The 15,969-nt window shown below is 48.4% G+C and carries 7 protein-coding genes; 6 read left to right on the top strand and 1 reads right to left on the bottom strand.

Going from position 1 to position 15,969, the window contains the following annotated elements; all coding sequences use genetic code 11:
- Positions 1–37: 37 nt before the first annotated feature.
- On the bottom strand, positions 38–1,438 hold the full coding sequence (locus IEV98_RS14625; protein ID WP_188506723.1) for a glycoside hydrolase family protein: 1,401 nt from the start codon (positions 1,436–1,438) through the stop codon (positions 38–40).
- Between the two features lie 747 nt (positions 1,439–2,185).
- On the opposite strand from IEV98_RS14625, the gene IEV98_RS14620 reads away from it, so the two are divergent.
- The 6 genes from IEV98_RS14620 to IEV98_RS14595 all read left to right on the top strand — a co-directional run bounded on the left by IEV98_RS14620 (position 2,186) and on the right by IEV98_RS14595 (position 15,950).
- Positions 2,186–5,377 carry a SusC/RagA family TonB-linked outer membrane protein gene (locus IEV98_RS14620; RefSeq protein ID WP_188506722.1) on the top strand — a complete coding sequence of 1,064 codons (3,192 nt, stop codon included), beginning with the start codon at positions 2,186–2,188 and terminating at the stop codon, positions 5,375–5,377.
- 21 nt (positions 5,378–5,398) lie between these two features.
- On the top strand, positions 5,399–7,294 hold the full coding sequence (locus IEV98_RS14615; protein WP_188506721.1) for a RagB/SusD family nutrient uptake outer membrane protein: 1,896 nt from the start codon (positions 5,399–5,401) through the stop codon (positions 7,292–7,294).
- 30 nt (positions 7,295–7,324) lie between these two features.
- The gene (locus IEV98_RS14610) at positions 7,325–10,435 is read left to right on the top strand and encodes a SusC/RagA family TonB-linked outer membrane protein (RefSeq protein ID WP_188506720.1); all 3,111 of its coding nucleotides are present in this window, start codon (positions 7,325–7,327) and stop codon (positions 10,433–10,435) included.
- A 13-nt stretch (positions 10,436–10,448) separates the two neighbouring features.
- Entirely contained in the window at positions 10,449–12,671 is a 2,223-nt protein-coding gene (locus IEV98_RS14605) for a RagB/SusD family nutrient uptake outer membrane protein (RefSeq protein WP_188506719.1), read from the top strand.
- A 23-nt stretch (positions 12,672–12,694) separates the two neighbouring features.
- The gene (locus IEV98_RS14600; RefSeq protein WP_188506718.1) at positions 12,695–14,083 is read left to right on the top strand and encodes a discoidin domain-containing protein; all 1,389 of its coding nucleotides are present in this window, start codon (positions 12,695–12,697) and stop codon (positions 14,081–14,083) included.
- A 325-nt stretch (positions 14,084–14,408) separates the two neighbouring features.
- Positions 14,409–15,950: a DUF4832 domain-containing protein gene (locus tag IEV98_RS14595; RefSeq protein WP_188506717.1), complete on the top strand. Its 1,542-nt coding sequence runs from the start codon at positions 14,409–14,411 to the stop codon at positions 15,948–15,950.
- The last annotated feature ends 19 nt before the right edge of the window (positions 15,951–15,969 follow it).

The following is a 15,969-nucleotide window of genomic DNA, read 5'->3' as shown; positions in this document are numbered from 1 at the left end:
TAGTATCTTTCTGTGAGTTATTCTGTTAGGTCTCTTCTTATTTTGCCTTTCCGAAATCAATTGGATGCCATTTGGTTTTCCAGTTTCCCCAATCAGGGCCATAGGCATAGGATAAAAACTGTGGTGTTTCGGGGTTGATGTGGCCTTGCGTATCGCCGCTCCACCCACAATTGTGCAAATAAGGCTCCAAGTGATCCCGTAACTCAGCCTTTTTCGAAAAATGGATTCCATCCACCGATTCCCACAGAATAATATAGCTGTTGGCAGTCAACCTTGAGGCTGTGTGGATTGCCTGATAACATTTTAAGTCTGTGCGATATTTCACATCACAATGGTCAGCGCCATCAATCGCGGTCTTATCTACTGCAGTTCCGAGAAAATTGAGATGCAATGGCCAGTGTTCATCAGTTGCATCTGCCATAGCCACGCGTGTTTCATTCTTATCCTTATCCGTCCATGTATAATAAAAAAACAACGTATCGTTATTTACCACAATAGACGGTTCTCCCGCACCCCAGGCATTGGCATCCCCATCAAATGTGACAATGGGTTGCGGATTGTCTTCCCAGCCGTTGCCATCCCATTTCTCCCACGGGCCGGTTGGCGACGTCGATCTTGCTACGTAGGCGTGATTGAATAAACCTCTGACGTCTTCGGTAGAAGTATACCCGATGTAATAATACGTTCCTACTTTAATCGCTCCGGGGTCACAGATCGATAATTGATCCCGTGAAAACTCGGTTGGCTTCAATACCATCTGTTCTTCTGTCCAGGTTTCGCCTCCGTCGGCAGTCCGCCGGTAAGCCGCCTGATCCCAATAAGCTCCGCCAGAGGATCGATCACGCAACAGATAAGCCTGAAAGCTAGTACCCTTCATTTCTCCTCCATTCAGGTAGTTGATTACCCCTTCAACATCACCCTCTTTTCGCCAAACGCCAGCTGTTCCGGATGGCTGGTCCAATACCCAAAGGTATTCACCTGCGGCGAACATCTCCTCGCGTTTTAGTTGCAAGTCCTGATTATCAACAAAATTTTCATACCGATGACGCGCAATGGCGGGAGCCGCTATGCTGGTAACATAGTCGCCCTTCCACAGAAAAAGTGATAAAGTAAGGCTACTGTTCGTGGTACCCCAGTTCGGACAAATCACACCCAGCCCAAAAAAAGCATGATCGCTTGAGAAACGCTGCGCGGCCACATCTTGACCATGAAGGCTTACGGGGCTTTGCATACCCGTTGGATGATGAGTCTGTCTTCGTTGCCCGAAAACATCCCCGGGTGCAGCAAACCACACATCGATAGTTCCATCGCCGTTTGTAAGCATAGAAGGGCCATAACGGTATCCGCCACCCCCATAAATATCCCAACCGGTCTTGATCGTAAAAACATCAGTATAGTCAGCTTCGTGCTTATCGGATCCTTCTTCCGGATGGCTCATATTGGAATTTGAACAACCGTAAGCCATTGTCAGCGTTAAGATCGTCCCACAAAAAATCTTGCTATTCATCTGCTAAAATAAGGCGATCCCTTTAATTTGATTGACTGCCAGTATTTCTTTTATAGTCAAAATCATGTTTTTTAATGAATTTTGTTTCAATACATACAAATTTCAGCACACATGATCATCCGGTAATTTTCGCGAAAGTTAACACGGAGCAAAGTCATAATCTGTCTATTATTGGTTTATAACTAGCGAATGTAACCAAAAATAATCCGGCGGCAACCCGTACCGTACTGATGCAACCCGCACCGTCCTGAACGTAAACTAACCAACCCCATGCCAATAGTTTTGCAGCTTATTCTGCTCCAGTAACAGCTTACTCCTTAATGTATTTAATACACCAACAGGATAGGGCAGGTCGCTACGGCATAGTACAGGTTGCCGCACAAATAACTCCTGTTTAGTTTTGTGCTAGTTATAAACCAAATTGTATGAATTAAATACGTTTACTAACGCAGCGTGCACATTGCGTACCTGCTCAGAACAATCAACAATTATCTTGCTAACAAGTGGCCGCGCATTGTGCTTTAACCCGCATTGCTTGGGGGCATTATTTCAGCTCCGTAAATTAGGATTAGCGTTCTTATAGAAAAGCATTGATTCAAATTTAAATGGAGATGCATTGCCAATATGAACACATATGGGACTAAATTATTCATCAAACTAACTTTAAATTATGTAACTATGGTTAAACTTAAACGCGTCCGAAATTTTAAAGATTCGTGGCCATTATCCGTTCTGGTTTTTGCCTTTATTTTAGCACCGGTAGCCCTATTGGCGCAGCAGGGGCTGAACATAGGTGGAAAAGTGAGCGATGAGCAAGGGCCGTTGGCTGGCGTAACCATCAGCGTCAAACACGGATCTGCTGCCGTATCTACTGATCAGGCAGGCACATTTTCGTTGACGGGTGTACGCGTTGGGGATACCCTGTTATTTCGCTTAGTTGGCTATATTGACAGGGAGCTGCCCGTGCGTAACACTACAGTCATGAATGTCCAGTTGATGCCAGATAACGTGGGGCTGGATGAAGTCGTGGTCGTTGCCTACGGTGTGCAGAAGAAGGTGACGGTCACCGGCGCCATTTCTTCGGTCAGTCCCGAAGAGTTACGCGTATCATCGTCGGCCAGCCTTGCCAACGCACTCGCCGGTCGTGTTGCCGGTCTTACATCCATGCAACGCGTGGGCGGGCAGCCGGGGGTCGACGATGCGACCATGTATCTTCGAGGGGCTGCCACGATCAACGGCACCAACCCGTTGATCCTGATCGATGGCGTACCAAGGGACAATATCCGTACCATCGATATCAACGAGGTGGAATCAATCTCAGTGTTGAAAGACGCCTCTGCAACTGCGATATTCGGCGTTCGCGGTGCAAACGGTGTACTGATCATCACCACGAAGCGTGGTAAAATTGGGAAACCAGAACTTTCCGTCAATGTTACCCAAAGTTACTCGCGACTCACCCGCGAACCGGAGATGCCGGGATCGGTTGAGTACATGAAACTGCGCAACACCGCTTTGGAAAATGACGGATTTACAGCACCTTTTACCCCCGAGATTATCGCCAAGTTCGAAAATCCGCTTGCCGGATTAGATCCGTCCGCACCCGATTATGAAGAAAAGGCTGCCCTAAGAAAGTGGATGTATCCGAATAATGACTGGTACAGGATGCTTGTAAAAAAATGGTCACCGCAGACAACCCTCAATACCAATATGAGCGGGGGGACCGATAAAGTCACCTATTTCCTGAATGTCGGTTACCTGAATCAGGGAGGCAATATGCATACCCTCCCGGAAGATATCCTGAAATATGACCCCTCGTTTAAGTTGGATCGCTATTCATTCCGGTCAAATGTGGATTATACGGTGAACAAATGGCTCAAAGCATTCCTGAACTTAGGTACCTACATTGAGAAAGTAAATATGCCAAATCCTGGGGTGACGTACGGTGGTGACCGAAACTGGTTGGTACGGGATATGATGTATCAGGCACAAACCATTTTACCAATGACGCCGGGACCTGTAACCATTCCAGGATACGGCGTCCCCCCGAATCGCCCGCTAGATCCAACTTATTTGACCAGCGGACACTATGCCGACCGTTCACCTTTCACGATCATGAACTGGTATGGCTATGATCTTCAAACCCGGTCCAACCTGAACTCCTCTTTCGGACTCGATTTCGATTTGGGAGGAATCACCAAGGGGCTTACCATGAAAGGGATGATTTCGTACGATGCCGTCGGAAACAACATGGTAAGAGGCAATAATAATCAAACCGAATACCAAGCATTTATTAACCCGGAGACAGATGAACTCACATTCGCTGTATTCCAGCTGAAACAAGACAACTTTTCGTTAAGTTATGACCAGGGGGCAAAATACAATGTCAATTTTCAGGGACAACTGCTGTATAACCGGTCTTTTGGAAAACATAACGTAACAGGCATGGTCCGCGCGGATCGCGATTACTGGGATTCGGGGGGAGCCGATATTCCTTTTAATGTGTTCGGCTTTGCGGGACGCGCCACTTACGACTTCGATACGCGCTACCTTGCTGAAATCAACTTCGGTTACAATGGATCAGAACAGTTCTCCCCTGAAGGACGATTCGGCTTCTTCCCCTCGGGATCGATAGGATGGGTAATCAGCCAAGAACCGTTCCTAAAAGACAATCCCTACGTCACACTCCTGAAAATCAGGACTTCTTACGGGAAAGTAGGAAACGATAAAATGGGATCACTTCGCTTTCTCTATTTAGACGATATTACGGTTGGCGGTGGAGGATTCTCCGGTAGCCTCGCTGCCGGGCAACGGGTCAACGAAGGATTGTTGGGCAATCGGATGCTTACCTGGGAAATCGCCAATAAATACAACGTAGGTGTAGACTTTTCTATTATCAAGGACATCACGGGGCAAATTGATATTTTCGGTGAAAAGCGCTCACAGATCCTTCTCCAGCGGAATAGTATCCCAATCTGGCAAGGTGTTCCAATAAACAATATACCGAAAGTAAATATGGGCGAAGTGTTGAATCGGGGATATGAAATTGAATTGGGGTACAACAAGCGAGTCAGCGACGACCTGTTTCTCCACTTTAGGGGACAGCTTTCGTATAACCGGAATAAACGCACAAACGTTGATGAGGTACCGCGCGATGATACCTATGCGTACAAATACCGTGGAACAGGTTATCCGATCGGGCAGGCTTGGGGATATCTCATCGATTGGGACCAAGATGGCGGGTACTGGAACGCCGAATCGGTAGCGGATCCGGAACGCGTTACATACGGATTCGGCACACCACGTCCTGGGGATTTCGTCTATAAAGACTTGAACGGGGACAATCTGATTGATGACAAGGACCAGGCTCCCATCGGGGTAGGAAACATTCCCCGGTACAGCTATGGCTTTTCATTCTCCGCTGAATGGAAAGCATTTGACGCCTATATCTTCTTCCAGGGACTGGGCAAGTTCAATTCCTCTTTTGCCTCGCAGGGGACTTATGAAACAACGCTTGACGGGACTTTTTTCCCTTATCATAAAAATGCATGGACCGAAGAGCGTTGGAAAAATGGTGAAGAGATTACTTACCCGGCACTTCACTCTGAGGAGGGAGTGAACCACCGAGCAAACTCGTTCTTTGTCTTTGATCGTGATTTGTTCCGACTTAAAAACTTTGAAGTCGGCTATACACTCCCGGCCAATTCACTAAGGGTAATAGGAATCTCCAATATGCGGGTTTTTATGAATGGGCAGAATGCTTTTACTTGGTCACCCAAATTCAGGCCGACCCACCTCGATCCTGAAAACGACGATTCGATCGGCTACCCACAGACCGCTATTTTTAGCTTTGGGACCAATATCAAATTCTGACACTGTAATAAAGAAATTGCTATGACTAATCATATATCTAAAATCACAAAAACACTGGCATTGGTTGCGTCTATATTACTTAGTGGATGCTCTGATGTTTTAGACCAGGCTCCCGATGGTAAAATTGCCCTCGAGGACGTTTTTCAAGATGATGAAAAAACCGCCGCCTATATGAATTCCTGTTACGCATACATCCCCGGAGAAGGGAAAGCCTATTTCTTTCATATGCGTGGACCAGTAGACTGGAGCGATGAATCTTGGGATACGGATGCGGAGGCCGAAGCATGGATCACTTCAGGAAAGTTGTATAGCGGGAATGTCTCGGCTGCCTCTCATTTTAATGAAGAATGGGACAATGCCGGCAATGGCAAGTATTGGGTACGCATGTGGGAAGGCATCCGTAAATGCTCGATATTCCTAGGCAATATCGACGGGGCAAAGGTAAAGAGTGAGACCAATCGTGCGCGATGGAAGGCCGAAGCACATTTGCTGCGGGCTTATTATTACATGGTACTGCTTAAGTTTTTCGGATGCCCGCTCCCTATTGTCAGGGAAGCACACAGTTACGAAGATGATTTTTCCCAAACGGTCAGAAGCTCCTATTACGATGTGGTGCAATTTATTATCGAAGATTGTGATGTCGCGCTGTCGACTGCGGAATTACCCTGGCGCATTACTTCCAACGCCGAGGCATTCCGACTCACCAAAGCAGTTGCAGAGGGGATTAAGTCAAGGATGTCGCTCTATGCTGCAAGTCCATTGTACAACGAAGGAAACGACTACTGGGAAGAAGCTTATCAAATTAATAGGCAAGCTCTTGCAAACCTGAAAGCAAATGGGTATGAATTATACAACAACGTTAATTTCGCGTCTTGGAACGACAACCCGGATGTGTTTTTACCAAACGATGCCGCCAAGCTTTTCAACGAATATTTCTGTAACAGCATGGCTTACGAAAGTAACCCGACCGATAAAGAGACGATTTATCAAACCAATGCGGGTCAAGATGGTTTCGGCACAGAAGGAGTGGGGGCTCAAGGAGGATACAAGGCCGGTACCTGTCCATCGCAGGAAATCGTTGATTGTTTTGAAACTATTGACGGCGAACCGATCCTTGACCTGTCCAAACCATACACGGATGAAGTTACCCACCTACAGCCCAACTTCAACCCCAGTAATACGCTATATGATGAGCAAAATCCCTACGAAAACCGCGATCCGCGATTTTACGCCTCTATCTACTACAACGGCTCAAAACGTAAATGCTACTGGCCTTTCGATGAAACTACGGAAAGTGCCGAAAATTATCCTGCAGGCAGGGGCTATCGAACACGCGTAATTGCGACTTGGGAGGGCGAACCCCAGACAGGCAGACACCCGACTACTCGGAAGGCTACGCGCACCGGCTATTTCCTGCGGAAATTTCTTCACCCGAATGCTGGACAGGAAGTCGTGAACGTTGGAATGGCCTATCCGAAAGTAATGAGATTAGCAGAGATTTATCTGAATCTTGCAGAAGCGGCTGCGGAAGCCGGTCACTTGAACGAAGCGTACGAGGCTATCAATGCCATTCGCCGACGCGTAAATATGCTTGAATTGCCGCAGGGGCTTTCTAAGGATCAACTCCTGCTTCGTATTCGTAATGAACGCCGGGTGGAACTTGCGTTTGAGGCACATCGTTACTTTGACGTCCGTCGCTGGCACAAGCCTGAAGAAGACCTTGAGAAAACCGATCGGTGGGTTACCGCAGCACATATTACGCGCAACGATGACGGAACCTACACGTATGCCAGAGGTCCGGTGTCACGCGAGCGGTTGAGCTATTCGCGTAAGTTTTTGTGGTTTCCCATACCGCTGGATGACGCGAATATCATGATCGGTCTGACCGGCGAGAACTGGCAAAATCCGGGGTGGTAATTTGATTGTTAATTCAAACGAAATTCATTTATGAATAATTTAACAAATAAAACCATACATCTATTAGTTTCGTTGCTTTTGTGGGCAGGGTTCCTCCAAGCGCAGGTCAACGGGACGGTCAAAGATGAATATGGCTCAATACTGCAGGGGGTAACCGTCACCTCAGCCAACGGTAAAAATGTTGCCGCGACCGACAAAAACGGTGATTATGAGGTGCGAATCAACGACGATAGCAAACACCTGGTCTTCTCGATGCGCGGGTACCTGTCGCAAACAAATGAGGTTACCGATGGGGCGTTGAATGTGACCATGAAACGTGCCGAAACATATGACCTGGATGAAAAACTATACTTCGGCAATTATACCCAACAAAAAAAGGACGTTACCGCTTCCACTGCCGAAGTGACCAGTGAAGAGTTACGTCGCTCTCCCGTTGGGAACCTCTCGATGTCACTTGCCGGACGTTTACCGGGATTGTTTACCCGAGAGACCTATTCGGAGCCGGCACGAACCAACACGGAACTTTGGCTGAGAGGCAGCTCCTCTCCCAACGGTGGCACGGCTATGATTGTCATCGATGGATTCCCGTATGATTACAATGGCAATGAGCTTTTTGAGTACATCACGGCCAACGAGGTCGAATCCATCAGCGTATTAAAAGATGCATCCGCCCAGGCGTTGTACGGGATCCACGGAGCTAATGGTGTGATTGTCATCACGACCAAGCGGGGCATAAAACAGCCGCTGAGAATAGACGCCGAAATTAATCGAACTTTTGAACAACGGACGACCACCCCGCCCCACATCGGTTCGGCCGATTTTGTGCGGCTGCGTAACCAGGCGGGTTACAACGATGGCAACGGAGCGTACTCCTATTTCAGCCAAGTTGCTGAAGATGGATTCGTCGCGGGCGAAGACAGGGATTATTTCCCCGACAATAACTGGCGGGCAATGAATGCCAAAGACCTTACTCAAATGAGTAGGATGAATCTTAATCTAACAGGTGGCGGGGACCATGCCGTTTTCTACACCAACGTGAATGTACTGCATCAGGATGGCATGTGGAAGGTAGATCCGACAACTACTGATTATAACCCCAACAACAGTTTTGTATGGGCAAACATCCGTTCAAACGTGGATGTCAACTTATCTAAATACTTTTCTATTGGGGTGAATCTCAGTGGGAACGTCAAGCGGGAAAGAACGCCGGGCGGTCATGCGGTGGAATTAACCTATGGGGGCAACTGGGACGGGTTCGCGAAGCGAATCTGGTATCGTTTTTTCACCTTACCACCCTATAATTATGGGCCGACCACTCCGCTGGTACAAGACCCCGAAACCGGTGAGGTCTCGGGCGGTGAAGTAGTCGTTACGGAAACTGAACCAATCACCTCCTGGGCCGTCATCAACCGTCTTGGTTACGACCAGTACACCGTCACCAATATTTACGCACAGTTTGCACCCAAACTCGACCTCAGCTTTCTGACACCGGGGTTGAGCCTGAGCGGCAACTACGGCTACCAAACCAACGCGGTCAAAGGACTGTTCGTAAACCGTACCTATGAAGAATGGGTACGTACCAAAGATTATTCCGAGTTGGAGTTCGAGAAGATACGGACACAGGTCAATACGCCCTTGCAGTACAGAAGCAGCACCCAATTTTATTACAACCTGAACTATAAAGGTGTCTTGAGTTATCATAGGAAGTTCAAAAATATACACGCTGTGAGCGCCATGGCTTACAGCTTTTATCAGCACCTCAATAAGGCCGGTGCCGGATTGCCTTACAAACGGGTAAACTCCGGCGTGAGTGCGACTTATGGATTTGACAGCCGGTACTTAGTTAAATTCGATCTGGGCTATTCCGGTTCGGAACAATACTCCCGCCAGAACCGCTTCACCGTCTTCCCCGCTATTTCTGCGGGCTGGGTGGCCACCAACGAGTCGTTTTTAAAAGCGAATCCCGTGCTAACGTACTTGAAATTCCGTGGTTCGTGGGGTAAAACCGGTAACGACCGAGGAATTGGCAGGTACGTCTACCTCGACAACGTGACGTTGACCGGTGGTGGATTTGGATTTCTGGGCGGCCATAACGTAAACGAAGGCCAGGTTGCCAATCCGCTCCTCGATCCGGAAATCATCACAAAGAAGAATCTGGGAGTCGACCTTTCGTTGTTTAATAATGTGACACTATCTGTCGATGCATATAATGAGCGAACGGAAAACGGTGTTACCAGTGCTATATCAAAAACACCCGACTACCAAGGGGTTCCTCTCGGAAATTACCCAAGGACGAACGTTGGTGTCTTCGAAAACAAAGGATACGAGGTGGCGCTCGATTTCACAAGAGATGTTACCCGTGACCTGACGGTGTCTTTTGGTGGATGGCTAGCTTACAACAAAAATAAAATCATTTTCTGGGACGAAAGCGAACGGGCAGAGGACTATGCCTATCGCCTCCGTCAGGAAGGATATCCGATTGGACAGGATTGGGGTTACATGGTCGATGACCATAACGGCAATGGATATTTCAACAGCCAGGATGAGATTGATAACAGTGGTTTGACCTATGAGATTGGTACACCCAGACCCGGTTATCTTAAATACTATGACCTGAATGCCGACGGTAAAATCAATGACAAGGATAAAGTACCCCTCGGAAATGGCACATTACCGAACTTCTTCTATGCTTTCCATGGTGGATTCAAGTACAAAAACTTTGACCTGAATTTTCTTTTCCAGGGAATTGCTGATTATTGGACAATCGATATGTCCAATAGCCGCGTAGAGTATAATTTTGAAGGCATGTATTCCGAATGGCACAAAACCGCCTGGACAGCCGATCGCTACGCCAATGGAGAGAAAATCACGTATCCTGCATTGTCTGCCAAGAAAAATTCCAATCATGAACCCAGCAATTTCTTTGTCGAAGATAAGTCCTATCTCCGGTTAAAAAACCTGGAAATGGGGTATACGTTCAAAGCCTACAACGGCATAAGGTTCTTTCTGAGTGGGCAAAACCTACTGACATGGGATAAGCTGGATCATGATATTTATGGGCCAGAAGGACACTATGATGGTGGTATCGAAGGCATTCCTGTATATCGTTTATACAACGTGGGGTTAAGTATTAAATTCTAAAAATTTGACGATAATGAAAAAATATATTATCTTCTCAATAATCGCATTGGTGGCCGGTTTTACGCCTTCCTGCAACAAACTGCTGGAGCTTGAGTATGACGGGCGCTCTTCGCTCGATGAACTGTTCCAAACCAAGAACGGAGTAAGGGGGTACCTGAATGCGTGCTACAATTCCCGCATCTTTCCGGATATCAACCGTTCGGCACTTACCGATGAAGCGCACAGTTCGGAACGGGTGTTCCAAGGATCACTCCCTTCCCTATGGTACGCCGATGCTTTTTCGGCGGCCAATTACACCAACGTGGACGGGCAGCCATGGAGCGACATTTATCAATCTATCCGCAAATGCAATATCTTTCTTGAAAGGATCGAAGGTGTTTCAGCCGAAGACCTAGCCTCGCTCGAAGATGAGATCTCCTCTTGGAAAGCACAGGCTCATACGCTCAGGGCGCTTTATTACCTACAGTTAATCAAACGCTACGGCGCAGTTCCATTGGTCACCGCCGCTTACGAGATCGACCACGACTTCAGCCAGGATGGTCGTTCACCGGTATCGGCCGTTGTCACGCAAATACTGGCTGATTGCGATGCCGCGATGCGCGCACCCGAATCATCATTAGGTTTCTCTTGGACTGTACGCGTGGGAGAAAACTGGATTATGAACCGGGCGGTGGTGCAAGCCATCCGTTCTGAAGCGACACTTTACGCTGCCAGTCCTTCATTCGCCGACGGCACCTATTCATGGAGCGGGGCCGCTGAAATTACGGGCAACGCGTTGTCCAATCTTTTGACTAATGGTTACGAACTTTGGACGGACGTTCCTAACGAGGATATTGCTCAGAACTCCTATGAACTCTATTTTATTACACAGCACGACGAGCAGCGTGCCCGCGATAAGGAGACCATTTACGGCGGACCGAAAGTAAATGTATGGGGAAGCCATGGAATGCCCTCCACCCCGGGGCAAAACTCAGCGGGGGCAAGCCCTACACAGGAGCTGGTGGATAGCTATGAGATGCAGGCTACCGGACTGCCTCCGATTACAGGCTATTCGGACCCCCAGCACCTGCAGCCCATCATCAACGCGGCATCGGGGTATGATCCAGAAAACCCCTATGCGGGAAGGGATCCCCGTTTCTACGCAACCGTTTACTTCAATGGTGCAAAACGGGATTTAGGCGCATCGACCGAACCGTCAAGGGATGACCATTATCCGCTTGAAATGACGACCTCCGGAAATAATATTTCAATCACGGAAGAAGATGGCGCATTTCGCATCGAAACCCTCGGTGGCGATCCTAATGCGCCAACCACAACCCTGGGCAGTGACATCAACGCTTCTTCCGGTTCGATATTGCTTAAATTCAAATACAAAAGTAACGTAGAGATTACCAATGCCCAGTTCTTTTTCCAGGCACCCGGTGCTGCCGGAGGACAATCAACCCCCGAAAATGTGGTCCTTCATAAATCGGACGAATGGATCGATTTCGAATTGGATTTGACTCCCTACAGGAGCGAAAGCTGGTGGACATGGGGTGCGGCGAACCACTCCTTGCGGTTCGACGTCGGTTCAGATGGAGGAAATATCGTTTACGTGAAAGATATGGAAATCAACGTGAGGGTCGAAGCGACTTCAGCGGACCCCGTTCAAAGCTATGTCGGTGGAAAAGATGCGATTTCCTCGACCGACCGGCGCGCCACCCATACCGGTTACTACCTGAGAAAGTACAACAACTGGAAGTCGGGACGTGACAATGACGCCGATGGTGAAATCCGCATGTTCCGCCTTGCCGAAATGTATCTTAACTTCGCAGAAGCTGCCTATCAATCGACCGGTAACCCGGATGCCGCCATCAACATTGGCAATGGGATGTCCATGAGCGCACGCGACGCGGTCAATGCCATCCGCCGGAGGGTAAATATGCCCGACCTCCCCGCCGGGTTATCGAAAGATGAATTCGAGAAACGCTACCGCAACGAACGCCGTGTTGAACTCGCCTACGAAGGCCATCGTTATTTTGATGTGCGCCGATGGAAAATTATGGCGGACGTCGAACGGTATGTCACCGGAATGAGAATTACCAATGTGGGTGGCGACTCCTTTACCTACGAACGGATCGGGTTCGAGCGGGAATCTTTCAAGGATAAATTCTATCTCTACCCCATCCCGCAGGGAGAAATCAATAAAATGCAAAGCCATACTGGTACGGACTGGCAAAATCCAGGCTGGAATTAATCACATCAAACGGAAATGAGTGTATGAAATATATTGTAAAATTAGCATTCAGCATACTGTGCGGGATTCTTATTCTTAATTCCTGTAGTGAACCTTACGCAGAATCAATCGAACTGGAACAGTTTATGTTCCTATCCCTGTCGGGAGCAGCTGACGGTCCGATAGAGCAGACCATCAGTCTTGACGATCCGTTTACCTATCCGCTGTCGGTGTCTTACGGCGGCACTACCAATTACAACCAGGGTGAAATCACCGTGAATCTTACAGTAGACAACACGTTGGTAGATCGATATAACACGGAGAACAATACCAGCTATTCGCCATTACCGGACGGATCTTGGTCGCTCGACAAAAGTTCAATCGCCATTCCGGACGGTAACAGGATATCCGATGTCGCAACGGTAATCATTGAACCCTCATTGGTCAATTTTGCACATGATTACCTCCTTCCGGTTACCATTCAATCCGCTACGGGAGATAAAATTCCCGTCAACGAAGTGTTAAAAACCACCTATATCGTAATTAAAGGGGATGTAGAGCTTCTGCCATTCGAAAATTTATGGGCGGTGCATGGTTCCTCATCCGTATGGCAGGAAGGATTCGAGGTTGAAAGCGTGTACGATGGAAACCGGAGCTCCTTCTGGCATAGTGCGTTGTCCGGAATGCCCCAGTGGTTCGCGATCAACATGAACGGATACAAACTCATTGAAGGATTCTCGTGGATCAACCGACAAGATCCCGATCAACACGCCCTTCCGAAGCACGTAAAATTCGAAACCAGTATGGACGGAACTAACTGGACGGAAGTGCTGGATGTGCCGGAATTACCAGCCTCACGCACCATGCAGGTATTGGAATTGCCACAAAAGGTCGTCGCCAAATACTTTAAGGTAAACGTACTGTCGAACTGGGCCGATGCGCCCTATACTTACGTGGCAGACGTATCTACGTGGGCCGGGACGAAACCAACCGGCGAGTATGACTGGGAAAAGAGTACCTGGGAAGTGATTGACTATAAATCGGAATGGAACGCGGATTGGGGGGTAAGTAAAATCTTTGACGGCGACAAAAGCACCACCTGGCACAGTGAACCTTTTGATGGCAGTAAGAACGGAATGCCGCAATGGTTTGTCGTTGATATGAAGAAGGTGAGGCCGGCCATCAAGGGGTTCCTGATATGGAACCGACAGGACGACCACGGGATGGAACCCAAGCAGGTGGTCTTTTCCGTCAGCGAAGACAATGTAAATTGGACGCCGGTCCTCGACCTTACGGAAATGTCGAATGATTACTCGAAAGAACTGGATTACAAGACGACTAATCCGCAAGCGGGCCGATACTTGAAAGTGGAAGTCGTATCTAACTGGGGAAATGGTGCTTGGACGTACTTCGGCGAAATCACAACTTATTAATCGTTGACAAGGAAGGGTTTCATTTCTCGAAACCCTTCCTTGTCAACTTTGTATGATCAATGATCGGAAACCGAAATACTTTGTCTCGGCATCAAGGGATCATGGCTATTCGTCCAAGAATCCTGACCCGGAAGACGATCTGCGAGAGGATCCATGGCACTACATCAAAAATTACATGGACGAGTTCGAGTCCGTACTTGCTTCCGAAACATTTGCTGACCCGCTAAACGGGTACTGGCGTCATCCAACTGTTGATATGATTTTCGGGAGGGCGACTACTATTCAGGGTAATTTTTGTAGTGTATTAGCAATCAATATATAAAACATGAATACCGACCGAAGGAAATTTTTTAAGACAGCTGGTTTTGCGACAGCAGGGTTGGCTACAGGGCTTCACGCCGACCTATGGGGTATGCGCCCGGAAATTGGCCAGGCACAAACGACCGATAAACTTCCGTTCGCTCCTGCAATTGATTCCCGTCCCATAGCGATTCATCGTGTGAAACCGATAGATAACGGGGAGGCATTAATCAATCCCGGGATGGGTTGGGTAACCTATTTCTATTCCAACCTATACCAAAATTATGGATCCAAGCTGGCTGCTTCCGACGCTGTCCGTTATTTTCCGGGAATGAACACGGTATTCCTCCGTCTCCCCTGGGCTTTCATTGAGCCGGAAGAGAACAATTTTGTCTGGGAAATACTCGATACGCCTGCCCAACGGTGGATCGACAATGGAGGGCAGGTAGCGCTTTGTATCACGGCTACCGAGAACTGGATGGAATCGGGGACGCCCCGCTGGGTTTTCGACGCGGGCGCTGAGCATTACGAAGTTGACGGCTTTCTTGAGCCGAATTACGACGACCCGATTTTCCTTGAAAAGGTGGAGAAGTTTGTCCGAATACTTGCGGAAAGGTACGACAACAATCCCCATATCGCGTATGTATTTGTCGGCCATTACGGCATGTGGGGAGAAGGGCATACCGTACTCACCACGCCGAAACACGGCCATTCATGGGGCTTTGAAACGCAGAAGCAGATGATTGATCTCTATCGACGTCACTTTAAAAACACGCTTCTTTGTATTTCTGACGACTACGTGGGGCACAATCTCAGCGGCGAGCGGTTTCCGATTACCGACTACGCTTTTTCTCGCGGCGTCTCTATCCATGATGACAGTATCCTCGTGCAGCCGGAACCCAACAATTGGTACCACAGCGAGATGGCCGAGCTATTCTGGCCTACACTTCCCGTAGTACTGGAACATGAACACTTCGGCGGTTCAGTCGATCGGGGAGCGTGGGACGATGAGCTCCTTCTACGTGCCGTGGAGGAATATCACGCGTCATTCCTTTCCATCCATTGGTGGCCGGATATATTCTACGAGAAAAACAAGGAGCTAATCGCCCGGATAAACCGGCGCATCGGGTACCGACTGCAGGCGCCGGAAATTACCTGGCCATCCGTAATCAGGAAGGGGGCCCCGTTTATCATCCAGAGTAAATGGGCGAACGCAGGGGTTGCCCCCTGCTATGGCGGCGGCTACCCCTGTTTCACGCTCAAGGATGAGCAAGGTGGGATTGTGTCCGTTCTGACCGATACCTCGTTTAACTTGAAAAGCCTTCCAGTCTCCTCGCCCGACAAAAAAGCGGAGCACGCGTTAGCGTCAACTTTCGTGATCGCGCCCGCGCATCACGACCGGAAAGGGGTTTTCTCCCGTGCTTGTTTGCCGGGTACATACGTTCTATACGTTTCTGTGGGGGAGCAGGATGGCACCCCGATCTATGAGCTTCCATACCCCGATAATGACGGGAAAAGACGCTATAAGATAGGCACTATTGTCTTACAGGATTATGAATTAACTTAATAAAAATGTTATCTTTAGT

The sequence above is a fragment of the Parapedobacter pyrenivorans genome, assembly GCF_014636865.1.
Lineage (GTDB): Bacteria > Bacteroidota > Bacteroidia > Sphingobacteriales > Sphingobacteriaceae > Parapedobacter > Parapedobacter pyrenivorans.
Note: the sequence above shows the minus strand (reverse complement) of the source record. Positions and strands in the feature narration are given on the sequence as shown.